Raw genomic sequence first — 24,834 nt, 5'->3', positions numbered from 1 at the left:
ATGCCTTTGAGGTTTGATTATGAAACTTAGGAAAATCGGATATTTTCTTTTGTTTATATTTGCAGCTGTCATAAGTATGTATAGCTTTTTACTATTATACGAAAATACTCATATATTAAAGTATATAGAAGATATTGCAACAAAAAAGCTTTTTATAGAGCATACATTACTTTTTGCAGGATTTTATTGGGTTCTGAAAATTGTTAAAAAGAGTAGGATAAGGATTATTTGCATAATCTTTATTAGTGCTGTTTATTTATATTTACATCAGGCAATAACAGCTCTGATTACAGACGGTATTTTTATTGCAGCTTTGATTGGGCTTGGAGAGATTTTACTTATAAGGGTAAGAAAAAAACATACAGAGGAAAGCAGTATATCACGCTATTTAAACAGCTTTATGATAGGTAGTCTTACCTATATTATTTCTGTTTGCATACTTTCAGCAATGCAAACAGCCTCGATAAGATTGGTAAGGTATTATACATTTTTTCTTGTTGTAGCTATTATACTGATATATACTTTGCTTAGAGTTTTTAAAATCATTGTACCTGTACAAAATCATTCTGATAATACTGATAAAGCAGAAAATAAAAATTATATTTGTTTAGGGTTTGCAATAATGCTTTCGGCTCTGCTTTTACAGCTTGGAAGAATCAATATAGCTCTTGATTATGATTCATTACGCTACGGTCTTAGAAGTCTCTCGGTATTGGTTGGTAATACAGGTATCTATGACAGACTTGGCACAGTAAATGATGTTTATGTATACCCAAAGGGACTTGAAATACTTACACTTGCATTAAATACTGAAAAAAGCTTCGGATTTGTGTTGAGTTTTAATTATCTTTGTGCGGTACTTGCATTATTTGCTATATATGAGACAGTTATAGTATGCAGTGAAAAAGTTGACAAAAACAGCATAAACAAGGGATGGCTGGCAGCGGTATTCGTATCGGTGACACCTGCTATAATGAATATGAGCATATCGGCAAAGACTGATATGATTACACTGCTTATGCAGCTGATTTCAGTGCTGAATATGTGTTTATATATAAGAAAAAGACAAAACTATTATATGATTTTTGCTCTGGCGGCATTGCTTGCAAGCCTTATATATAAGCCTACAAGTCTGTTGTTCAGCTTTGGAATAGGGATATCAAATATCATTTATTTGCTTTTGGATTATTTTAAGAGGAAAAATACCGTAAAAAACATATTTGATTTTTCATATTTGCTTATATATCCGGTGGTTGCGATAGTTGCGGTATATGCAAGGACATATATGCTCACAGGACATATTATTACTTCGGTATATTCTTCTATATGGTATAAGCTGGGAATAAAAACCAAGTATCCGTATACTATCGGAATATATAAAAGTGCCGGTATGAATATGTCATCCGGTGAAGGTGTGGATATAGTCTACAGATTGTTCCAGCTATTGGTAGCTCCCACAAAGGAAGTGCATATTTATATTGCATCTCCCACAGTTCTTATAATAGTATTGCTTGTGCCGGCAGTCATATTTGCAGTAAAATTTTGCTTTAAAAATAGAGAAAATAAGGATGTATTTTTATATCTTACGGCTTTACTGACAGTAGATGCTATGGTAAGCCTGCTTAGTTTATTTGTTTTAAATCAGGTAGATGGTAATTATTTTATATTGCTGTTCTCATTGATAATAATAATGCTATGCTTTTTGGTAGAATCTGATTCGGTGAGATATTTATTTAACGCAACATTGCCCGGTATAATCTTTGCTTTTATTATACTGGGGGTTACCAACTGGGCAGGTGTAAGCGGATTAAGCGAGAGTCCGAAAGATACTAAAGATTTTGGAATCTACAATCACCATGACAGATATCTTAATAAAGAAGCGGTGGAAAAGCATGAGTTTGTGGATGTATATAATGATTTAAAAGAATTGGGAAATCCAAGAACTCTTTTATTGTCGGATGACAATTCACTTTTAGCCTTGGGTTCGGATATAAGAACATATACGGATATTACAGGAAGTGGAGGGAATGCGGCGGTAGTAAAGACGCTTGAACATTTCAAGAAATATTTGGATTACTCAAAGGTAAAATATATCTGTGTAGAGGATGAGTTTTTAAAAGACAGGCAGAGGGCATCCGATGTTGTAAAGTATATGCTGGAAGAGGGAAGTACCGAGGTTTATAAAGATTATGGAAATATTGTTCTGTATAAAGTAACAGTTGGTACAGATTAAAAAATAGTGAATCTCTTTTTGTAAAAGAAAACTTTAAAAATAAAGTGTGCAAGTTTAGAATAAAAATCTGAGGCTTGCACACTTTTTGCATTAATTTTTATATTATATAAGTCCTAATTATATACTTTACCATATTTTAAGTATATGTTGCATGATAAGGCTTGCGGCAGTAATGCATATCCAACATATACCGCCAAGAATAATAGGTTTACCACCTGATTTTATCAGCTTTATTATATTGCTGTTTAACCCAATTGCACCCATTGCCATGATAATGCAGAATTTACTGAAGTCTTTTAAAGGAGCAAAGACATTTGAGGGTATGCCGATATTTAAGGCAACAGTGGTAATCAAGGATGCAATAATAAAATATATTATAAATACCGGAAATGATTTCTTCAAATCAAAATCCACCTCTTCCTCATATGAAGTGCGGGATTTTATTATTCCAAGTACTAAAGTTATAGGTATGATGGCAAGAGTTCTTGTGAGTTTTACCGTAACGGCTTTATCAAGTGTCTGCGTACCAAGATTCCACATACTGTCCCAGGTGGATGCGGCAGCCGTAACTGAGGATGTATCATTTATTGCAGTACCGGAAAATATTCCAAATGCCTCTCCTGTCAAAGTATCAAAACCTATCATTTTTCCAAATATCGGGAAAAGCAGTGCGGCCAGAACATTAAAAAAGAAAATAACGGATATTGCCTGTGCCACCTCATCATCATCCGCATCAATCACAGGAGCAGTAGCAGCTATGGCAGAACCGCCACATATTGAGGAGCCCACGCCTATAAGTGTGGAGATATTGCCTGATATCCTCATTATTTTGTGAAGAATAAAGGCAATAATCAATGATGTGGATATAGTGCATAAAATAATCGGCAAAGACTGCCTGCCGGTTTGAAGTATAACATTTAGATTAAGACCAAAGCCCAAGAAAACAACTGCAGTCTGTAAAATGTATTTTGAAGCAAATTTTATTCCTTTTTCCGCCTCACTCTTATCATTCCAAAAAAGAGTAATAATCATACCGGCAATAATAGCAATCATCGGACCACCTATTACCGAAAACTTCTTTCCAAGAGTCCATGACGGAAGAGCAATAATAAAACATATAAATAAACCGAGCCAGTTCTTTGATATAAATTTTTTAAACGAATTCATTATAAGATCAATCCTTTCAGGATATTTTAACAGTATGATTATAGTACAAGAAGGGGAGAAAATCTAATAGGAGATAAAAAAATAATAAAAATGTAAAGAGTAGATAAAGAATGTTTGAAGAATGATTCCTTGTAAAAAAGATTTATATTATTAGGGGATAGAAAGTTATGCTTGATTTTGAACTGGCAGAGATTTATGGGTATGAAACAAAAGCTTTTAATCAGCAAGTAAAAAGGAATATTGAAAAATTTGATGAAGATTTTATGTTCCGATTAACTGACGAGGAAGTATCTGAACTTTCAAGGTCACAAAATGTGACCTTGAACAAGAGTGCTGGGAGAGGTAGTAATATTAAGTACAATCCTCATGCCTTTACCGAACAGGGAATATATATGCTGATGACAGTTCTTAAAAGGGAGCTTGCGGTCAAGCAAAGTAAGGCGTTGATTCGTACTTTCAAGCAAATGAAAGACTACATCGTAGAAAATCAAGGGTTGATTGGGAAAAGAGAGTTTTTGCAGCTTTCGATGCAGATCACAAGTAATGTCGTGGAAATGCAGGATTTAAGACGAGATTTAAGAGATGTTGAAGATCAGGTAGCGGAAGTGATGGACACCTTAAATAATGTGGTACATAAATCTGAACTGTCTGACTTGATTCTCGACCTTAGCAATCCACAACTCAAATACGGATTTTTACTTTTGAATGGACAGCCGATCGAAGCAAATCTCGCATACAAGGACATTTACAGTATAGCGAAAAAGAGCATTTATATCGTAGACAACTATATCGGAGTGAAAACTTTGGTTTTATTAAAAGATGTTCCTTCATCAGTAGAGGTCATTATATTCAGCGATAACATCGGCAAAGGACTTCATACCCTTGAATATCAGGATTTTTGTGAGGAATACCCGTTTAGAAAGATAACATTCCAAAAATCCGGTGGAGAGTTTCATGACAGGTACATTATTATCGACTGGAATACCGAACATCAGCGAATCTATCATTGCGGAACGTCTTCTAAAGATGCAGGGCAAAAAATCACAAGCATAACGGAAGTGGTCGATCAGATGATTTATACAGGCCTTATCAATAACCTATTGAAAAATCCGGTATTGAAGTTAAAATAGAAGTAAAGCAGATTGGGAATTTTAAAAAATCTATCCAATACTTGACATAAGGGTGGAATATAAAGATGTTTAATACTTTCAAAAATCTATCTTCTACTTTATTAGAATATAACTAGAATGGAATGTAAAGTATAGTAACCCCCATATTCAATTAAATTATGCATGTCATTAGAATATAACCAGATCAAAATGCAAAGCTACCGCCTTGCCAAGCGAACAAATATTCTACACAACCTAAAAATAGCCGAATCGTAATAGAAAGATAGAACAGGTGCAAAATATAATTGGTCATTTATAACCAGAATTGGAATATAAAACTTAACACAGTGCTCAGGGTAGTAAATATACTACCTAACTTAATTATAGGAGGATAATTATTGAAGTGGATAAAGAACTTGAAATCTATTATTGACAAAAACATTCCGGGCAATTGCCCTGTTTGTAATAGTATAAATACAGATTATTCAATGAGTGTAATAGAATATAAGACATATATGGGATATGGTGTAATGATTGTAAAAATGCGTTTCATATATCTTGGATAAAAGTATCTTCCAATATGAAGAACAGTTTGATTCCGGAAGATCCAACTTTTTTTTATAAGTTTTTGTCAAGTATAAATGATTATGTACCAAAATAATTATTTTAAAAGCCCCCACAAATGAGCTTTTATCATGCATTTTTTAAGTCTTCTTCAATTTTGTGTGGCTGATAGTGTGAGAATCTATAAAAGGACTCTAATCTCCAAGTATATTTCATAAGCGGTATATAGGGCTTTCTATGTAGTCAGCGTCCAGGTCCTGAGATCTATGCTCATGAGTCGGTATTTCTTACAGGGTATAAATATCTTTAATATCTACGCACACAAACATAGACTTATCAAATGCCTTGATAAGCATAACCTTGGTACCTTTTCGATAATGGATCTGCACTCCTTTATACTCTATCATCTTATAAAATTTTTTATCGAATCGAATCGGATCACATGTGAGGAATCAACAGTTCTCTCAGTTAAAACTGCCAAAGTAATATTGATTTTTTCTTTATACGGTTGCGATTAAAGACAGATTTGATACCATAAAGTTGAAACGCAAACTTCTCATTGAATTCTTTTATGTAGCGGTAAAGGAATTCATTGGCATTATTGATGTCGGTTACACCTGTGAGTCTAAACTTTGGTAGGCAGGCGTGACTGTAAGGTTTGATTTAATCGTTCTATGCGTTCTTTAGCCTGTGACACGCTGCTTGATTTAAGCTGTGTGCCAAGTTGCTTGCAGGTGTAAGCGAACTGTGTATAGGTGTCTTTGTCCTCAGATAAGGCACCTTTTTTCTTGTAAGTAAATACAGTTCGTTTATAGGTAAGAAATTTATAGGAAATGCTATAATCAGTAAGAATCTGTTCAAATACATGGTAGCAGCCGTTAAGAGTCTCCTGAGTGTCAAACCATGCAATTGTGACAACTCCTGAGGCATCATAAATAGCTAAATGCAGATACCATATCCATTCATAAGGGGTTGCATACATCTACAGAAAATCACCAAAATAAGCACATCTTGGACGGCGACTGTGAACATCTTCAACTGCTATTAAGTTAGCTTGTATCTGTAATAATTCCTTTTTCGACTTTGCAGCTTTCTTCTTGGCTCTGAGTGTTTGTTTAATGCGTATACGCTTGGCTTTTGTAGCCTTTGGAGATAGAAAGTATTCGGACTCCGAAATATTACTTTAGTATTTATGACTAATAAGGTTATTAAAAACCTCAAACCGGAACTTGATTTTTATATTCTCTAGGTTTATAATAACCTCACAAAATAAAGGTTATTATAAACCTAGAAGGAGGGGTATGGATATATCATATCTTAAGAGATTGGAAAAGCTTGATACATCAAATATTTCAGAAGCTATAAACAGCGAGCTTCGTATAATATCAGGTGATAATAAATCAAGATATTCAACCATATTGGCATATATATTGTACAGGGCAGCTAAGGACAAAATTAAAAACCCTGGCAGTATTGAATTGTTTGAGAATATCTGTGATGTAGATGACAGTATAAAAAGGGAGTTGACTTATTATTTTCCTGAGATATTGCCCATATTGGATAGATTAAAGGTATATGGATTTGATGTGGAGAATCTCCTTTCATATCTGTTATTTAATAATGACTTAGAAGATGTTTTACAAGAGGCATCTACTCCAAGAGGAATACTAAAGCTGGTTGCTAAGATATTGGATATACAGGAAAATGATAGTGTATTGGAGCTTTGTTCAGGCAAGGGGAATTTCTTTGTTGAGCTTACATTGCTAAGAGAGAATCTAAAATATATCGGTATAGAGTGTAATATGGCGATTAACTTTATTGCAAATATAAGGGCATCACTATTGGACAGAGATATATCTTTAGTTTTGAATGATGCTATGACATACAAAGCAGAAAAGAAGGTAGATAAGCTTTTTGCCAATTATCCTTTTTTGATATCTATTCCGGATATTGAAGATATTGTAAAAGATTTTGTGGATTTACCGGATAATATAAAGAGAGTTTCTTCAGACTGGATATTTAACTTGAAATTAGTTGAGCAGATGAAATCCGGTGGAAGGGCTGTAGCCATTATGAAAAATGGAACAACATGGAATTCTACAGATAGAAAAATAAGAGAATACTTTGTTGAGAACGGTCTTATAGAAGCAATTGTTTTATTGCCGGCAAAACTATTGCCCGGAACATCTATTGCAACAACTCTTGTGATTTTCAGTCATGGCAACACTAATATTAAGATGATTGATGCCGGTGAGAATTTCACAAAAGAAGGAAGAAGAAATATATTATCGGACAATGACATATCTGATATTCTGGAGTTATTACAAAAGGACGGTAAGAATTCTATAACAATAAGTATAAATGAGATTGCAGAGAATGATTATATAATCAATGCAAGCAGATATTTAGAGAAAGCACCGGAGATTAAAGACGGAGTGGAGATTGCAAGTATTGTAAAGAGTATAACAAGGGGAGCACAGGTGAAAGCATCATATTTAGATGAAAATAGAGCAAGTGAACCCACACCTTATAAATATATTATGATTTCAAACATCAGTGATGGAGATGTTTTCTTTACAGATAATCAGTACTTAAAGGATATACAGTCTAATGTAAAAAAGTTTTGTATAAGAAACAATTCAATCGTTTTGACTAAGACAGGATCAACTGATTTCAAATCCGCGGTTATACAGGTAAAAGAAGGTACAGAAATATTGGCCACAGGAAATATGTTTATTCTCGAAATAGATGAGACAAAGGCTAATCCATATTATGTGCAGGCACTTTTTGACAGTGAGCTTGGAAGAGCCTTATTTAAAAGTATATATGTAGGCAGCGTAATCCCAACAATTTCCTTAGAAAAGCTGAGAAAGCTTGAGATTCCTTTGCCTTCACCGGAGGAACAGAATATAATAGGGGAGAAATACAAAGAGGAACTTGAGAGGATGGCTGACTTAAAAGAAAAGCTTTCAATTTCAAGAGAAAAACTGAAGCGAATTTACAATATAAAAAATAATATGGAATGAAATAAACATATTTTTTAAAAAAGTGGAAAGAGAGATTATGACAGGCGAATTAAAAAATAAGATTGACGGATTATGGGAGATATTCTGGACAGGAGGTATTACAAACCCTCTTGAAGTTGTGGAGCAGATGACATATCTGATGTTTATCAGAGATATTGACAGTGCAGACAATATAAGAGCAAAAGAAGCAGCAATGCTTGGTTTACCTTTTAAGAGTATTTTTGACGGTGAGGTAGTGATAGGTGATAGAAAAGTAGAAGGAGAACAACTGAAGTGGTCTGTTTTTCATGACTTTCCTGCACAAAGGATGTACAGTATAATGCAGGAATGGGTATTTCCTTTTATAAAGAACCTGCATGGTGATAAAAAAAGTGCATACAGTAAATATATGAATGATGCCATTTTTAAAGTAAATACTCCTCTAATGCTTTCAAAGATAGTAGATGCTATGGATGAAATATATGCAATAATGGACAAGGAGCAAAGTACAGATGTAAGAGGAGATGTATATGAGTATTTGCTTTCAAAACTTGAAAAATCAGGTGTTAACGGACAGTTCAGAACTCCAAGAAATATAATAAGAATGATAGTCGAGATGATGGATCCACAGCCAAATGAGACTATATGTGATCCGGCATGTGGTACATCAGGGTTTCTCGTAATCAGTGGTGAGTACTTAAAGGAAAAATATAAAAAAGAAGTACTTATGAATGGAAAGAATAAAGAACATTTTATGAATAGCATGTTCCACGGTTTTGATATGGACAGGACAATGCTACGTATAGGTGCTATGAATATGATGGCTCATGGTATAGAAAATCCTTGTATAGAATATAGGGATAGCTTGTCTGATCAAAATCCTGACAGGGATAAATATTCTCTTATACTTGCAAATCCACCATTTAAAGGCAGTTTGGATGCAGAAATAGTATCTGAGGATATCCAAAAAATATGTAAGACTAAAAAAACCGAGCTTCTGTTCTTGGCACTCTTTACAAGAATGCTGAAAATAGGAGGAAGGTGTGCCTGTATAGTACCTGACGGTGTACTTTTCGGTTCTTCAAATGCGCATAAAGCTATCAGAAAAGAAATAGTGGAAAACCAGAAACTTGAAGCAGTAATATCAATGCCTTCAGGAGTGTTTAAGCCATATGCAGGAGTATCTACAGGTATACTTATATTTACAAAGACTAATCATGGTGGAACTGATAATGTATGGTTTTATGATATGACAGCGGACGGTAAGAGTCTGGATGATAAGAGAACACCGGTAGCAGAAAATGATATACCGGATATCATAGCTCGCTTTAAGAATCTTGATGGAGAAAAGGATAGAAAACGTACAGATAAGTCATTTATGGTACCGAAGAGTGAAATTATTGAAAAAGATTATGACTTATCAATAAATAAATACAAGGAAGTGGAGTATGTTCCTGTAGAATATCCGCCAACATCAGAGATTTTGGATGAAATAGAGAAGCTGAATGAACAGATAATGGAAGAGACCAGAGTGTTGAGAGAATTATTGAAAGGGATCTCAACTTGAGATTTGTGTGGGATTTTGAATGAAATTAGATTTCTGTGAAGTATTTGATGATTACACAAGTAGATGTAGAAAAATACCTAAAGAGGAATATTTATCTAATGGAAAGTACATTGTAATAGATCAAGGACAAAATAATATTGCCGGATATACAAATATTGATGATGGTTTGTTTGAAGATGTACCTGCTATTGTGTTTGGTGATCATACTAGAATTATAAAATATGTTGATGAGCCGTTTTTCTTGGGGGCAGATGGAGTAAAACTTTTAAAGTCAAAGATTGAAGATGCAAATTATAAATATTTATATTATGTATTGAGGAATGCGAGAATACCTGACACTGGTTATAACAGACATTTCAAATGGCTTAAAGAGATTAATTTGGAATATAAGGATGCGGAGTCTCAGAAAAATATTGTAAAAACATTGGATACAGTTACAAACATAATTGAGCTATATAAAGTAGAATTAAGTAAGCTGGATAATTTAATTAGAGCCCGATTTGTAGAGATGTTTGGGGATGTAAAGGCAAATCCGTATGGTTTCGAAAAAATGGCGCTTAAGGATACGTGTACTGTAATAACGGGAAACACTCCTTCACGTTCTGTTCCAGAATACTATGGTGATAGCATTGAATGGATAAAAACGGACAATATCGTTTCTGGACAGTTGAGACCTTCACAGGCGTTAGAATACTTGTCTGATGAAGGCATGAAGGTAGGGAGAACTGTAGAAAAAGGTGCAATACTTATGGCTTGTATTGCAGGAAGTGTAGCGAGCATAGGAAGGGTTTGCATAACAGATAGAAAAGTTGCTTTCAACCAGCAGATAAATGCAATTGTGTCAGAAGATTATGACTCGTTATTCCTGCATACTATGCTTCAGCTATCAAAAGAGTATCTTGCCGAAGAAATCAACATGGCATTGAAAGGCATATTATCAAAATCAAAACTCGAAGGCAAAGAATTCATTGTTCCGTCTATAGAGCAACAAAAGCAGTTTGCAACCTTTGTAGCCCAAGTCAACAAATCAAAAGTTGAGGTGCAAAGGGCACTTGATGAAGCACAGTTATTATTTGATAGTCTTATGCAAAAGTACTTTGGGTAGAAAATAAATAATAAAAACTAGGATAAATGTATGAAAAAGCTTTTAGTAATGAGTATAAACAAATCAGGATATGTAATAAAGTATTAGTTGGTGTAGGATGATGGTATATAAGGGAGTATACTATCATGGAAGAAAAAATTGTAATCATACTAAATGAGATGTCAGAGTATTTATCTATTTCGCAGATGAAAAAGCTTCAGGAGGTTATCTTGAAAGCTTTTTCTAATAGTGGAGCTAGTAAGCAGGAAATATCGAATGAAGACTTTTTAAAACTCTTTTTAGATGCAAAGAAAGTGGAAGGATGTTCTGAAAGGACAATACAATATTATAAGGTAACTATAGAACATTTGCTAAAGAATAAGGAAACACCGGTAAGAAGAGTAACTACCGAGGAGATGAGGGAATACCTTTCAGACTATCAAAAGATAAATAATTGCAGCAATACTACTATTGACAATATAAGACGAAATATTTCCAGCTTCTTTTCGTGGCTTGAAGAGGAAGACTATATTCTAAAAAGTCCTATGAAGCGTATACATAAGATAAAGACTAAAACTGTGGTAAAGAGTGTTATTTCCGATGAGAGCATAGAAAGGCTTAGAGATAATTGTGCATCAAAAAGGGATAAGGCTATAATCGACTTACTGTATTCTACAGGCATAAGAGTAGGCGAGCTTGTAAATTTAAATATAAATGACATAGATTTGGAAGGACGTGAGTGCGTAGTCTATGGCAAGGGAAATAAGGAGAGAAAGGTTTACTTTGATGCTAAGGCAAAGGTACACCTTATTGATTATATTGAAAGTAGAGATGATGATAATGAGGCTCTCTTTGTAACTTTGGATGCGCCACATGATAGGCTAAAAATAAGTGGGGTAGAAATTCGGCTAAGAGAACTTGGCAGAAAGCTAAATCTTGAAAAAATCCATCCACATAAGTTCCGTAGAAGTATGGCAACCAGAGCAATAGATAAAGGAATGCCAATAGAACAGGTGCAAAAGATACTTGGACATTCTCAAATAGATACTACGATGCAATACGCCATGGTAAACCAAAATAATGTAAAGAATTCCCATCAAAGATATATTGCTTAAAATTTTGCAACTTGAGATTTGTGTGGGAGGATAGATGAAAGTGAAGCTTGAGGATGTTTGTGAGCGAGAGTCTTCAAATTTAAAGCAGTCGGATATTGTAGGTAGTTCCGGGAATTATCCTATTTATGGAGCATCGGGACACATCAGTAATGTGGATTTTTATCACCAGGCTAAGCCATATGTTGCAGTTGTTAAGGATGGAGCAGGTATAGGAAGGACAACTTTGCATCCGGCAAAATCTTCAGTAATAGGAACCATGCAATATTTAATACCTAAAAAAAACGTATTACCAGAATATCTTTACTATGTAGTGCGTTATATGCATTTAGAAAAGTATTTTACAGGTGCTACTATTCCACATATATATTTCAAGGATTATAAAAATGAGCAGTTTAATTTAGATTCTTTAGAGAAGCAGAAAGAAATTATAGATATTCTTGGGAAATGCGAGAATGTAATTAATGCAAGAGAAAAGGAACTGCGGAAATTGGATAAACTAATTAAAGCCCGATTTGTAGAGATGTTTGGAGATCCTGTATCTAATTCATATGGATTAGCAGAGTTCACATTATCTGAGGTAGGTGAGTTAGGTAGAGGGGTATCAAAGCATAGACCTAGAAATGATCCTAGACTATTGGGTGGAAAATATCCATTAATTCAAACAGGAGATGTTGCTAATTCTGAATTATATATTACATCTTATAACAGCACATATTCAGAACTTGGTTTAAAACAAAGTAAGATGTGGGATAAAGGAACTCTTTGTATAACTATAGCAGCTAATATTGCAAAAACAGCAATTTTAGAAATGGATGCTTGTTTTCCAGATAGTGTTGTTGGTTTTAATGCAAATGAGAAGACTAGTAATATATTTATTCACTTCTGGTTTTCATTCTTTCAAAAAATACTCGAATCACAAGCTCCAGAGTCAGCACAAAAGAATATTAACTTAAAGATTCTTAGCGAATTGAAGGTTATTGTACCAGAAAAGAACAAGCAAGATGAATTTGTTGAATTTATAAAACAAGTCAACAAATCAAAATTTGATTACTTACTCATCATCTCAAATCCATATATACAAAACCCTAACTTTGCTGTAAAATGGTCATAGTTAACGATTTCCTTAATACAAAGGGCTTTACATAAATAAAATTTTAAGAATATGCTTGCTAAGTAGAGATGTTCTCTATTAAATACTACTTACAAAAACTACGGGGAGGTTTGCCATGGGCAACTTTGACTATTTGAAAAAGGAAAAGAGATTTGATACCTTTTCAGATGTTGCTATTGCGGCAGAAAAAGTTTTATATATAGATCCGGGACTGTGTGTGATGAATTGCCGCAGAGCCATGGAGTTTGCTATTAAATGGATGTATTCGGTAGATGCTTCATTGACTAAGCCATATCAGGACAATCTGATAAGTTTGATGAATACTGAAGAATTCAAAGACATTATAGACGCAGACCTGTTTAGACGTATGGATTTTATACGTAAGATAGGTAATGACGGTACTCACAATGCGAGGAAGGTAACAGAGGAGAAGGCAATACTTTGTCTTGAGAATCTACATATATTCTTTGATTTTGTGAGCTATTGTTATGCGGATAATTATGTCGAACAAAGCTTTAATAAATCACTTCTGACAAAGGAAGTTGAGTCACCGAAGATACCTGAAATTTCAGATATAGATTTAGATAAGTTGATAGCAGATAATGCCTTACTTAAGGCACTGCTTACAGAGCAGAGAGAAGAAAAAATTCAAAGCTATGTTACAAAGCCATTGGAATTATCGGAATATTCAACAAGAAAAATATACATTGATGTTATGCTGGCAGATGCGGGATGGAGAGAAGGCTCTGACTGGTTAAATGAGGTAAAAATAGAGGGATTACCTACAGATTCAGGCAACGGATTTGTAGACTATGTGCTTTATGATACTGCTCACAGACCACTAGCAATAGTAGAGGCAAAGCGTACATGTGTGGATGTTGCAGTAGGAAGAAAACAGGCAAGCGACTATGCAGATGCTATTGAGAAAAAATTCGGTAGAAGACCTTGCATTTTCCTTACAAATGGATTTGAGACCAGAATAATAGATGGTGAATATCCTGAAAGAAAGGTAGCAAGCGTATATTCAAAAGAAGATTTGGAAAAGATGTTCAACTTAAGAAAAATGAGAACATCTCTTGAAAATGTTGTTATAGATAAGAATATTGCCGGTAGATATTATCAGGAGGCGGCAATCAAGGCGGTATGTAATGCTTTCGATAAAAAACATCGTAGGAAAGCATTACTTGTTATGGCTACAGGTTCAGGAAAGACAAGAACTGTAATAGAGCTGTGTCATGTACTTCTTGATGCCGGATGGATTAAAAATATTTTGTTCCTTGCGGATAGAACATCTTTGGTAATTCAGGCAAAAAGAGCATTTACACTTAACTATCCCAATCTTTCTGTAACAAATCTTTGTGATGACAAGGATAATTATAATGCTCATTGCGTTTTTTCTACATATCAGACTATGATGAACTGTATAGATTCAGCTAAGGAAGAGGATAGAAAAATATTTACATGCGGACATTTTGATCTTGTGATATGTGATGAAGCACATAGATCTATTTATAATAAATATAAGAATATTTTTACATATTTTGATTCTCCTTTGGTGGGACTTACAGCTACACCAAAAGACGACATTGATAAAAATACATATGAAAGATTTGATCTTGAGCAGGGAGTTCCGACATACGGATATGAACTCTCACAGGCTGTAAAGGACGGATATCTGGTTGATTTTTTATCAGTTGAAACGAAGCTTAAGTTTATTGAGGAAGGAATAGTGTATGCGGATCTTTCAGATGAAGATAAGAGCATATATGAGAATACTTTTGAGACAGAGGATGGCAACATACCTGATTCAATAAGCTCATCTGCACTCAATGAGTGGATATTTAATTCTGATACTATTCGCAAAGTGCTTGATACATTTATGAAGAACGGAATTAAAATAGATTATGGGCAAAAAATTGGAAAGAGCATTATTTTTGCAAAGAACCATGCACATGCTGAGAAGATTCTTGAAATCTTTAATAAAGAGTATCCGCATCTAACCTGCTATGCTCAGGTTATTGATAACAGGATTAAGTTTGCACAGAGTATAATAGATGATTTTTCGGAAGCGAATAAATTTCCACAAATAGCTATTTCTGTAGATATGCTGGATACCGGTATCGATGTACCTGAGGTTGTCAATCTTGTTTTCTTTAAGAAAGTAATGAGTTATGCGAAGTTCTGGCAGATGATAGGACGTGGTACAAGATTGTGTCCGGGTCTTATTGACGGAGTTGATAAGTCTAAATTTTATATTTTTGATTTTTGTGGTAATTTTAATTTCTTTAGAATAAGTAAGGGTAAGGCTACAGATAATTCTATTCCTATACAGAGTGCCATCTTTAATTTAAAATTTGAAATTGCATATAGATTGCAGGATTTGGATTATCAGAGTGATGAGCTTAGAGCATTTAGAAAAAGGCTTGTTGAAGAGATGGTAGCAAAGGTATCAGAGCTTTCAAAAGACAGTTTTGATGTAAGACAACACTTAAAGTTTGTAGAATTATATTCTACGGAAGAAGGTTATAAGGCACTTACATTTGAAGATACGGTGTTGATAAGAGAAGAACTTTCACCTCTTATATTGCCTGAAGATGATGAAATCAGTGCAGTGCGTTTCGATGCATTGATGTATGGCATAGAGCTTGCATGCCTTGCAGGCAAATCATATAAAAGGTTTGTTACTGATTTAAGGAAGAATGCGAAAAAACTTGCAAGTATTGCTAATATTACAGAAATAAATGAGCAATCAGACCTTATAGAGGATATATTGCATACTGACTATATAGAGGGCTGTGGAGTAAATGAGTTTGAGATAATAAGAGAAAAGCTCCGCGGACTGATGAAGTATATCCCAAAGGGATGTATTGTATATGATACTAACTTTACTGACGATATAATCTCAATAGAATGGAATGACTCGGATCTTGAAAGTGATTCGCTGAAAAACTATCGTGCAAAGGCTGAATATTATATTAAAGAGCATCAGGACAGTGAGGCTATAAAAAAGTTAAAATCAAATGTTCCATTAAGCAAAGATGATATAAAAGAACTTGAAAAAGTGCTTTGGTCAGAACTTGGAACAAAAGAGGAATATGAGAGGGAATACGGACAAAAGCCTCTCGGTGAGTTGGTAAGAGAAATAGTCGGTCTTGATATGAATGCGGCAAAGGAAGCGTTTTCAGAGTATCTTGAGAACAGTAATCTTGACAGCAGACAGATTTACTTTGTAAATCAGATTGTAGAGTATATAGTTCACAATGGAATGATGAAGGATTTATCTGTATTACAAGACGCTCCATTTACAGATCAAGGAAGTATAGTTGAGATATTTACAGACTTGGGTGTATGGGCAAATATAAGAGGTATTATTGATAGCATTAATGGGAATGCTGCTGCGTAGTTGGAATATTAATGTTATATTTAATTATGTATAAATTATATAAAATTAATATATAACTAGAATATATTTGATTTTTATTAAATAAAAATAATGGTGGAGAATTAAATGTATAATGATAAGTTTAATAAAATAGTTTCAGAAATTTTAGAAAGTATGGAATTAAATAATGTAGGTTTATATGTGGGCCAGGGAATAGAAATGGAGGAATTACCAAGTGTAGTCTTAGAACAGAAGTGGAGATTTGTTATTACTAGTCAGAAGAGAGAGGACTTTTCGGGATTTTTTGTGTCAGATGAAAGATTGCCAAAGTTCTATACAAAAATGGAAGATGTTCAAAAGATGTCTTTCAGTAGTATAAATTTACCTATAATACAGTTATTTGGGCTTGATTCAGATATGAATAAACTAGATACAGAAATAGATAAAATGATAATAGACACCACTGCGTCTGACATTATGGGCTATATTGCTAAGAAATTGGATACAAGAAGCAAATTAGTCGTTATAGGATATTGTCCTATAAACGTTGATGAACTGCAATATAGGGATTTTGTAACGAGATGGAGTCAGATAAAAGGGGCTAGGGTATTTATATTTAATGATGGTAGGGTTGACGATTTTACTGAAAGGATGAAGAAATTTGCAGATGAAAGAAATGATTACTGGTGTGAAACATCATTATCAGGAGTTTTATGTTCTGTGGATTTTATGTACGACGATTACAGTGAAGCTAGAACAGATAGTTTATCTAAACAGTTGTTCTATAAAGGGAGTAAAGCTACTTATATTGAAAATAAAATATTATTAAAATGTCAAAACTTTGCGCATTTATTGACAGATGAAGTTGTTAATAAAATAAGGCCAATAGGAAAAGTTGAGCAAGGAAGGTATTATGAGATTTTTTTAGATAATTCATCAGTAGAACCACAATGGTATGGATATTCAGAAGAATTAGATTATCATTTAGAAAGACCTTTTGAGAAAACTTTACTTAGATTGGTTCAAAAGTTATTAAATGGGAGAGGATTAGAGGATAAGCCTGAGAATAAAAGGTTACCTGTTATTTTAGAGGGAGATCCAGGAACATCGAAGAGTATTACTTTAGCAGCAATCGCATATAAAATATTTAAAAATAGAAATAACCCAATTGTATTTATAAAAAATGAAGAGATATCATTTAATAATGAATATGGAAGAGAATTTGAGTTACTTAATAGCTTATTAAGTGAAATAGAGAATGCTCCAGGTTCTGATGAGAGAGTGTTAATTGTTTGGGATACTGCAGCTTATAGAAATGTTGAAGATATTGCAAGGAATTTGATTAGACTATTAGATAATGTAGGGCGTAGGTTTGTTCTATTGTGCACGGCATATAGGGGTTCCAGTAAGGAAGATGTAAATCATAATCCAAATTCTGAACGAAAGACTAATATAAAAAAAGTGTGGAGAATGGATCGTAAGGATGAATTTATCCAAATAAAAGTTGAGGAAAAAGACGACTTTGGTAACTGTGTTTATAGTGATGGTAGAGCTTTTTTTATTGAGAGTAATAGAGATTTATCAGAGGAAGATAAGTTTGAATTGGATGAGAAAAATAAAAAGTATACAGATTTAAGTTTTTCTGAAAGAGAGATGGCAAATAAAGAAAATGATATATTTATGTATTATTTTCAATTGAGATATGAACTAAGAGAGCGGCTTGCAGAAGGTTTGAATATTGAACAAAGAATAATAGGGTATTATGTAAAAAAACAATTAGAGTTGATGTCTAATTATAAAAACAAAGAGGAGAGGACATTAAGCCCAATGGTAAAAGCATTGCTTGAAGCTGGGATTGACTTAAGTGATGATATTAGTAAGGAAATTGAAAATTACGAACTAAAGGAATGTAATGAGAATATGAAATTTGATTTAGATTCATTTAATTCAAGCATTGCATTGTTTAGTAGATATAAGTTGAATGTACCTTATAAATTGGCATTTTCAATGTTACTTAGAGGTTCTGCTAGTGGAACGGATTTTATATATAAATATCCAAAATTTTTTGATTTTGTAACTACGTCTATACCTTGGCTTTTTTATGGACTTGACACATATGATAGGTTTATCTTCAGATTTAGAAATTCTAAAGAGGCTGAGATTTTTATAAAAAGAAATGATATCGATGGAGAGAAACATATTGAGTATCTAATTGAAATGTTTGATTTATATATGAGTGAGTATCCAGATGATGATGAAATTAAGAACGCCTTGATTAATTTGGCAAGAATGATGGGGCCAAACTCAGAGTATTATAGTTTTGAAACGGATCCTAGCGAACACCGTATGATATTGAGAAATTTGGATAGTTTTATTTTTAAATTATCCAATATGAGGAGTACAATTAAAGATGATAAATTTGATATTAATTTAGCTCAACTAGAGATAACATTTACTAGAGAGTATTATGGTAAATTGTGGAAGAAACTACATGATAAGGAAGGTGAAGAAGATAGCGCTAAAAGGTTAAGAAAACTTAAAGATGTGCTGGAGTTATCTCAAATATGCATAGAAAGGTTGAATAAAGAACAATTTGAACTCGATCCGACACAGAAAAAGTATATTCAGGATCAAATCAATATATTTGCGTACGAAATGGCATATTGTAAAATTGCTATAGAAGATTTAGTTGTAAATGAGAGAGAAAGAAAAAATATAGATACTCAAACACCTGAGTATTTTCAAATATACCCATTATTGGCGAGAGCTGTAAATTCAAATCCAATAAATGGATATTCATACAATGCTATGTTTAAATTATTTGTTCATGAATATACAAAACTAAGTAATTACGAGCAGAAGTTGACTATTTTGAGTGAGGTTAGAGGTTATGCAGAAGAAGCAGGTACTTTAGACATTATTAATAGAGGAATGAACGGAAGAGATGAGGTTCAAGAAAATATTTTAAAAATTGAAGAAATGGCAGCAGACTACGCTATAGATATTGATACAATTGAAAGTAAAGATAAAAGCAAGAATTTTGTAAAAGTATTTGATGAGTGTTTATCTAAAAATAAAGCCTGTGCAATAGTTTTTGTGTGTCAACAAGAGCTTAATAAATATGGATTATTACATGTAAAAAAGGCTGAAAATGATAAGATAAAAAATGAGGAGTTGTCTACAGAAAAACTAAAAGTATGTAAAAAGGTATTTGATTTTTTATCTAAAGAAGAATATAAAATATGCATTGAAAAAGATGTATTTGCTTTATATCTAAAATTGCGTGTGGCTTGGCTATTGTTTAACAAAACACCTCTGAATATAGGAGACAAGGAGGCTCAACTTACTTTTATTAATAAGGATGGTTGGAAAATAATATATGATATATGTGAAATGTATATACATTGTAAGGCTGAAAATAAGAAGCCGATTGTTTATCTAATCTATGCATTGTCTATAATTCAACTCAGAGAGGATTATGTGACAGCATACAATGCAATTATAAGCATGGATAAAAAAGGAACTGCTTCTTTTGCATCTCAAGCAAGAATGAGGGTTCCATATATTATTTGTGAGAAGCCTGGAAAACCAAAAAAATACTTTGGTACAATTCATAATGTTGACAATTCGGACACACACAGAGTATCCGGATATCTAAACGTAAAGGGGATTGCAATTAAAATGGAAAAAAAAAGGGGAGTAAGGGTCTTTGCTAATAATATAGGGAAAAGATTTCTGCCTGATAATAATAGCCCAATAGTTGATTTAGAAGTTGGAGTTGGATATACCGGTTTTTCAGCATATACTGAAAAAGGTAGGAAAGATAGGGGGTATATTTGATGTGTGAAATTGAAAATATATCTTTTAAAGAAGACACTGTTTTAATTAATAATAAAGTAAAACAAGAAGTTGCATATCATTTATGGATATTTTGTGGATATGAAGATTCTGAGTATAATGTAGTAAGTACTGATGCAAAGTTTATAAAGTTGATAAATGATTTATATAAAGTATTTTTTGATTCAAGTTTTATAAAGGGGATATGTAATTGTAAAATTATTGAAGAAAATAACTGGGATTATATCAGCGATATTAAGCGTAAATTGTATGATATAAATATATTGCGTACAGCTATATCACATACAGTTAGTAAAGAGAATTGTAAGTATCATATTAGTATCCAATTTAAAGAATGGATAAATAGTAAGTGTGGAACCTATAATCCAACAAAGGATATAGAGTTTAAAAAATTAATATCGGAATTGTTATCACTAAAGAAGGAACTCTTTGAATTACTAGATAGGCTTTTAACAGACTTGAGCTCACTAAGTCCAGTAAATAAAAGTAAACTTATAGAGAATTGGGAGGAGATGACTGTTGAATTTTACTTAAAAGGTATTAATAGAGATATGTTTATAGGCAAGTTAATAGAGTGGTATAAAATTAATGAAAAAATAGATTTGAATAAAAAAATTCATATACCCAGATATAAAATTAATGAGTTTGTAATGAACTGCATTTGTCTTAAAGAACAGAAAAAAATAAGTTGTTATGAGCAACTTAAAGTAAAGAATTTTGACAAACTTACGAAAGAGAAAAAAGATAGATTTGATGATTTAATACGAGAATTAAATTCAAATATAGATAAAATAAAAAAAGATGTTGCGGATTTTGTTAATAAAAATATTGCGGATTTAGAAGCAATTCATTACATGATGTATTATTTGAGTGATGGAGTACTAAGAAAAAAAATTGAAGTCGCTGTTTCGGAGATAAAGAAAAATGGATTAACACTTATTCCTCAAGATTTGATAGGCTATATGATAAATGAGGATTTAAAAATTAATTTTTAGCTATATTTTCTCGGCCTCTGAATTAAAATTATTTATGAAAACTTATTATGTATGGATTGGAACATTTGAAGATAGTGATTTTGAACAATATTGGGATAATGAAATTTATGAAAATGAAATGGAAATATGGAGGAAAGGCGAGGGGGATAAACCGAGCGAGAGTTTAAAGTGCGGATTTTGCAGGGAAATGGGATTGGAAGAGTTGGACAAAAAAGATTTTTGGTTTTCTGATAGGCTTTCTTTATGCAGAGTCCGAGAGTTGGCAAAAGACTACATTGCAGATTTAGGTGGGTTTGAAAGAATATGTAAAGATAAAGGGATTTTAGAGGGTAATGTAATTTTTGGAGTCTTAGTAAAAGATTTTCTTGATTTAGAACCGAAATCTTGTAGAAGTATGTACTATATTGGGAAGATAGATGTATAAATTATTATGGAAAGAGATGGTAACACTGATTGAAAAGAATAGCTTTCTTCTGTATTCCTGCACATGGTCACACAAATCCGATGCTTCCTGTTGCAGCAAAGTTTGTTGATCGAGGAAATACAGTCAGGTTTTATTCATTTAATGAATTTAAAAGTAAGATAGAGGCAACAGGAGCTGAGTTTATATCCTGTGATTCTTATCTTCCAAAGCTTACAAAAAGAGAAGAGACAGAGCTTAAAAATGTCTCCATCACTGAAATGACAATACAGGGTATTCGTACTACGCTTGCAATGGATGAGTTTTTGCATAATGAATTTTTGTCATTTAATCCTGAGGTTATATATACGGACTCTATTTGCTTTTGGGGAAAGCTTAATGCATGGAAGCATGGTGTGCCTATGGTGGTGTCCACAAGTACATTTGCTTTTAATCAAATGTCTTCGCAGTATATGAAAAATTCGCTAAAAGAACTGGCGGATATGATTTTTGGACTGCCGAAAATATCTAAGGAACTAAAGAAATTAAAGCCTTACGGCTATCATGTGCGTAGTGCCTTATCTTTGGTCCAAAGCGATAATAATACAGATTCAATTGTTTATACTTCAAGACATTTCCAACCCTATGCAGAGAGCTTCTCCAAGCATTATGCCTTTGTAGGTCCATCAGTTTTTTCAAAAGACGAGCCTGAGAAGGAAAAGCCAAGACCACTTGTTTACATTTCTCTGGGAACAGTTATCAATAACAGACCGGATTTTTATAGTAGATGTATTGAGGCTCTAAAAGGTCAGGATATAGACATAGTCATATCATGTGGTAATGTTATGGATCGAGAGGCATTGGGAATACTGCCTGAAAATGTTAAAGTATACCCATATGTTGACCAGCTCAGTATTCTTTCAAAGGCAGATGTATTTATCACTCACTGCGGTATGAACAGCATTTCCGAGAGTCTGTATATGGCTACTCCGCCGGTTCTTTATCCACAGACAAGCGAACAAAGGGCTGTGGCAAGAAGAACCGCAGAAATAGGAGCAGGTATTATGCTTAATAATGATTCTGTGCAGGGTATTCGTTCTGCCGTACAGGAAGTGCTGAATAATACAGGTTATCGTATATCAGCGAAAGAATGTAGTGTTGATTTTCGTTCCTGTATAGGAACAACAGGAGCTGCGGAATTTATAGAAAACGCTCCCCATCCATCTGAGGGTGTTGATGTATTGAGTGAATTAAATAAAGAAAATGGAAAGTTTCAACTTATATTTTGGCTAAGTATTATAATACTGATTGTCTTTATTGGAGTATTTATAAGCCGGAAATATATGTGGATTGTTAGTATTGTTGGTGTTATGCTGTTTTTACCGATAGGTAGAATCGTACAGAAAAAACGGTACGACGCTGTTATCAAAAAAATTAATGAAAAGAAGTGATACTGTCAAAAAATATTTCATTGTAATTAAAATCAAGGTAGAGGTTAAAACTTATTAAATGTATTAAAACATTTAGAATCTTACATTATGGTCATGGGAAGCCTACTGACAGCAGCTTTTTATAGTTTTGCATTGATAAAAAACTTTGTTTGTATTCCGGAATATGCTAATATATCATAGAATAAATTTTATAAGAAATAAATATACTAAGATTTTTATAATATATCGGCATTATAAAAATATGGCTTGAGCCAAATATTTGCTAAATTAAATTAAGGTTATAAACTATCTTGGTATATGGGAGATATTATGTACAAAATATTTGTATACGGAACATTAAAATCTAAATACCTTCAAAACAAGCTTTTGGGGCATACTTTGGAGTCTTATGATGCCAAACTTGTAGGGTATTCTATAAATACGGCAGAGGAGTTTTATAATGTAGTGCCTAATGAGGGTGGATGTGTCAATGGAAAGGTATTGCTTGTAAGTAAAGAAGACTTTGCATATATAGACCAGTGGGAAGTTATTCCTATGTATTTGAAAACCGAAGTCAGTGTGGAATCGGAGTATGGAACAGAGAATGTTTATATCTATATAAAGAAAGAAAAAGATAAAAAAATAAAATTACAGGATAATACCGAGGGTATGTCCAATATCGAAAATCTGGAAGCAAGGGTAGATGATTTTGCAAGGCATAGGGATACAGAGTTTCCTGTTTGTGATATATATTTAAATTATCTTGTTGAAGCAGATTCGGATGCTTTAAGAAAATATGCAAATAATCAAGATTTTTTTACTGAGGAGTTTAAAAATCTTATTAAAGATAAGGGTGGGGCAAAAATAGATTGCGGTTTTATCGGATATGAGTATTTAGGATATGGTGATATATCAATAAGAGTATCATTGTACTACAGTATTAATAAGGATAAGAGTTATACTTTGACAGTAATGCTGCCTGTATGTACCTGTAATCCTTTGGATTTATGGAAGGATGCACTTGAAAATAAGCTTGTGATTGGGGATTGTGAGTTTTCGGAGTATTTATATGAAAAATATGGAATCAAGATACTGCAAAGCCCAAAGCTTTTTATGTTTTCCTCCGGTGAAATCAGCGAAGATAAAAGATTTGAAATTTTTAAAACCGGAGAAATTAAGGATTCGCAAAACAGTGGTATAGATTCTGCAAAAACAGTTAATACGGATATATCAAAAAATACCGATAAAAAGTTATATTCTTCAAAGAATGCAGTAATTGAAATACCTAAAGAATTTAAATTTTGTTATGAGGAGAGGGTTAAAGCGCATATAATAACCATGTTTACTATGTAAAATTACAATTTATTTAATATAAAGGAGAATTCTATGTTGGAAGTAGGAATAAGGGGACAAAAAGAGACCATTGTAACAAAGCAAAATACTGCGGCAGGTATAGGAAGTGGAAGTTTAGAGGTATTTTCCACTCCTATAATGATACTTTTGATGGAGGAGTCCTGCTTTAGGAGTGTATCGGATAAGCTGGATGAGGGCTTTACCACTGTAGGTATTTCTGTGGATGTAAGGCATTTATCGGCTACACCGCTTGGAATGAAGGTGGAGATAAAGTCGGAGCTTATTAAAATAGATGGAAGAGCTCTTACTTTTAAGGTTGAAGCATATGATGAAAAGGGGCTTATAGGTGAGGGAATTCATGAAAGATTTATTGTAAATAATGAAAAGTTTCAGGCAAAGACTGACAGTAAGTCAGACAAATAATAATTAGTGCAGGAGGGAGACCGAATGCACTTTTTTTA

Annotated in this window: 17 protein-coding genes; 15 read left to right on the top strand and 2 right to left on the bottom strand. The window is 33.2% G+C overall.

Features of this window, described 5'->3' with window-relative positions:
- Positions 1-19 precede the first annotated feature (19 nt).
- Positions 20-2,233, top strand: a complete 2,214-nt coding sequence (locus J4O15_RS14220; protein WP_208101217.1) for a beta-carotene 15,15'-monooxygenase — start codon at positions 20-22, stop codon at positions 2,231-2,233.
- 126 nt (positions 2,234-2,359) lie between these two features.
- Here J4O15_RS14220 and J4O15_RS14215 read toward each other — a convergent pair whose 3' ends face one another.
- On the bottom strand, positions 2,360-3,400 hold the full coding sequence (locus tag J4O15_RS14215; RefSeq protein ID WP_208101216.1) for a YeiH family protein: 1,041 nt from the start codon (positions 3,398-3,400) through the stop codon (positions 2,360-2,362).
- Between the two features lie 167 nt (positions 3,401-3,567).
- Here J4O15_RS14215 and J4O15_RS14210 point away from each other — a divergent pair, with 167 nt between their 5' ends.
- Together J4O15_RS14210 and J4O15_RS16020 are read left to right on the top strand one after the other, a co-directional pair.
- Entirely contained in the window at positions 3,568-4,530 is a 963-nt protein-coding gene (locus tag J4O15_RS14210; RefSeq protein ID WP_330638845.1) for an ORF6N domain-containing protein, read from the top strand.
- 377 nt (positions 4,531-4,907) lie between these two features.
- Entirely contained in the window at positions 4,908-5,075 is a 168-nt protein-coding gene (locus J4O15_RS16020) for a hypothetical protein (RefSeq protein ID WP_243762079.1), read from the top strand.
- A 623-nt stretch (positions 5,076-5,698) separates the two neighbouring features.
- Here J4O15_RS16020 and J4O15_RS16015 read toward each other — a convergent pair.
- Positions 5,699-6,055, bottom strand: a complete 357-nt coding sequence (locus J4O15_RS16015) for a hypothetical protein (RefSeq protein ID WP_243762078.1) — start codon at positions 6,053-6,055, stop codon at positions 5,699-5,701.
- 319 nt (positions 6,056-6,374) lie between these two features.
- Here J4O15_RS16015 and J4O15_RS14195 point away from each other — a divergent pair, with 319 nt between their 5' ends.
- The 12 genes from J4O15_RS14195 to J4O15_RS14140 all read left to right on the top strand — a co-directional run bounded on the left by J4O15_RS14195 (position 6,375) and on the right by J4O15_RS14140 (position 24,796).
- Positions 6,375-8,099: an N-6 DNA methylase gene (locus J4O15_RS14195; protein ID WP_208101215.1), complete on the top strand. Its 1,725-nt coding sequence runs from the start codon at positions 6,375-6,377 to the stop codon at positions 8,097-8,099.
- Positions 8,100-8,136: 37 nt separating this feature from the next.
- On the top strand, positions 8,137-9,645 hold the full coding sequence (locus J4O15_RS14190; protein ID WP_243762077.1) for a class I SAM-dependent DNA methyltransferase: 1,509 nt from the start codon (positions 8,137-8,139) through the stop codon (positions 9,643-9,645).
- A gap of 19 nt (positions 9,646-9,664) precedes the next feature.
- Positions 9,665-10,750 (top strand): restriction endonuclease subunit S, encoded by a 1,086-nt coding sequence (locus tag J4O15_RS14185; RefSeq protein WP_208101214.1) that lies wholly within the window; start codon positions 9,665-9,667, stop codon positions 10,748-10,750.
- 125 nt (positions 10,751-10,875) lie between these two features.
- Positions 10,876-11,844 (top strand): site-specific tyrosine recombinase/integron integrase, encoded by a 969-nt coding sequence (gene xerA, locus J4O15_RS14180; protein ID WP_208101213.1) that lies wholly within the window; start codon positions 10,876-10,878, stop codon positions 11,842-11,844.
- A 34-nt stretch (positions 11,845-11,878) separates the two neighbouring features.
- The gene (locus tag J4O15_RS14175; protein WP_208101212.1) at positions 11,879-12,955 is read left to right on the top strand and encodes a restriction endonuclease subunit S; all 1,077 of its coding nucleotides are present in this window, start codon (positions 11,879-11,881) and stop codon (positions 12,953-12,955) included.
- A gap of 115 nt (positions 12,956-13,070) precedes the next feature.
- The gene (locus tag J4O15_RS14170) at positions 13,071-16,358 is read left to right on the top strand and encodes a DEAD/DEAH box helicase family protein (protein WP_208101211.1); all 3,288 of its coding nucleotides are present in this window, start codon (positions 13,071-13,073) and stop codon (positions 16,356-16,358) included.
- Positions 16,359-16,463: 105 nt separating this feature from the next.
- The gene (locus J4O15_RS14165; RefSeq protein ID WP_208101210.1) at positions 16,464-20,177 is read left to right on the top strand and encodes a hypothetical protein; all 3,714 of its coding nucleotides are present in this window, start codon (positions 16,464-16,466) and stop codon (positions 20,175-20,177) included.
- The gene (locus tag J4O15_RS14160) at positions 20,177-21,190 is read left to right on the top strand and encodes a hypothetical protein (protein ID WP_208101209.1); all 1,014 of its coding nucleotides are present in this window, start codon (positions 20,177-20,179) and stop codon (positions 21,188-21,190) included. Before J4O15_RS14165 ends, J4O15_RS14160 begins: the two co-directional genes overlap by 1 nt.
- A 34-nt stretch (positions 21,191-21,224) precedes the next feature.
- Positions 21,225-21,614: an immunity 22 family protein gene (locus J4O15_RS14155; protein WP_208101208.1), complete on the top strand. Its 390-nt coding sequence runs from the start codon at positions 21,225-21,227 to the stop codon at positions 21,612-21,614.
- A 29-nt stretch (positions 21,615-21,643) separates the two neighbouring features.
- Complete coding sequence (locus J4O15_RS14150; RefSeq protein WP_208101207.1) at positions 21,644-23,041, top strand: macrolide family glycosyltransferase; 1,398 nt, start codon at positions 21,644-21,646, stop codon at positions 23,039-23,041.
- 309 nt (positions 23,042-23,350) lie between these two features.
- Positions 23,351-24,373 carry a gamma-glutamylcyclotransferase family protein gene (locus tag J4O15_RS14145; protein WP_208101206.1) on the top strand — a complete coding sequence of 341 codons (1,023 nt, stop codon included), beginning with the start codon at positions 23,351-23,353 and terminating at the stop codon, positions 24,371-24,373.
- 33 nt (positions 24,374-24,406) lie between these two features.
- On the top strand, positions 24,407-24,796 hold the full coding sequence (locus J4O15_RS14140; RefSeq protein ID WP_208101205.1) for a thioesterase family protein: 390 nt from the start codon (positions 24,407-24,409) through the stop codon (positions 24,794-24,796).
- Positions 24,797-24,834: the final 38 nt, after the last annotated feature.

The sequence above is a fragment of the Lachnoanaerobaculum sp. Marseille-Q4761 genome (assembly GCF_017565785.1).
In the GTDB taxonomy this organism is placed as follows: domain Bacteria; phylum Bacillota; class Clostridia; order Lachnospirales; family Lachnospiraceae; genus Lachnoanaerobaculum.
Note: the sequence above shows the minus strand (reverse complement) of the source record. Positions and strands in the feature narration are given on the sequence as shown.

Coding starts and splice junctions, on each gene's coding strand:
- J4O15_RS14195 (WP_208101215.1), top strand. CDS start 6,375: ATGGATATATCATATCTTAAGAGATTGGAAAAGCTTGATACATCAAAT.
- J4O15_RS14140 (WP_208101205.1), top strand. CDS start 24,407: ATGTTGGAAGTAGGAATAAGGGGACAAAAAGAGACCATTGTAACAAAG.
- J4O15_RS14185 (WP_208101214.1), top strand. CDS start 9,665: ATGAAATTAGATTTCTGTGAAGTATTTGATGATTACACAAGTAGATGT.
- J4O15_RS14215 (WP_208101216.1), bottom strand. CDS start 3,400: ATGAATTCGTTTAAAAAATTTATATCAAAGAACTGGCTCGGTTTATTT.
- J4O15_RS14175 (WP_208101212.1), top strand. CDS start 11,879: ATGAAAGTGAAGCTTGAGGATGTTTGTGAGCGAGAGTCTTCAAATTTA.
- J4O15_RS16015 (WP_243762078.1), bottom strand. CDS start 6,055: ATGTATGCAACCCCTTATGAATGGATATGGTATCTGCATTTAGCTATT.
- J4O15_RS14160 (WP_208101209.1), top strand. CDS start 20,177: ATGTGTGAAATTGAAAATATATCTTTTAAAGAAGACACTGTTTTAATT.
- J4O15_RS14170 (WP_208101211.1), top strand. CDS start 13,071: ATGGGCAACTTTGACTATTTGAAAAAGGAAAAGAGATTTGATACCTTT.
- J4O15_RS14165 (WP_208101210.1), top strand. CDS start 16,464: ATGTATAATGATAAGTTTAATAAAATAGTTTCAGAAATTTTAGAAAGT.
- J4O15_RS14190 (WP_243762077.1), top strand. CDS start 8,137: ATGACAGGCGAATTAAAAAATAAGATTGACGGATTATGGGAGATATTC.
- xerA (WP_208101213.1), top strand. CDS start 10,876: ATGGAAGAAAAAATTGTAATCATACTAAATGAGATGTCAGAGTATTTA.
- J4O15_RS14220 (WP_208101217.1), top strand. CDS start 20: ATGAAACTTAGGAAAATCGGATATTTTCTTTTGTTTATATTTGCAGCT.
- J4O15_RS14145 (WP_208101206.1), top strand. CDS start 23,351: ATGTACAAAATATTTGTATACGGAACATTAAAATCTAAATACCTTCAA.
- J4O15_RS14155 (WP_208101208.1), top strand. CDS start 21,225: ATGAAAACTTATTATGTATGGATTGGAACATTTGAAGATAGTGATTTT.
- J4O15_RS14210 (WP_330638845.1), top strand. CDS start 3,568: ATGCTTGATTTTGAACTGGCAGAGATTTATGGGTATGAAACAAAAGCT.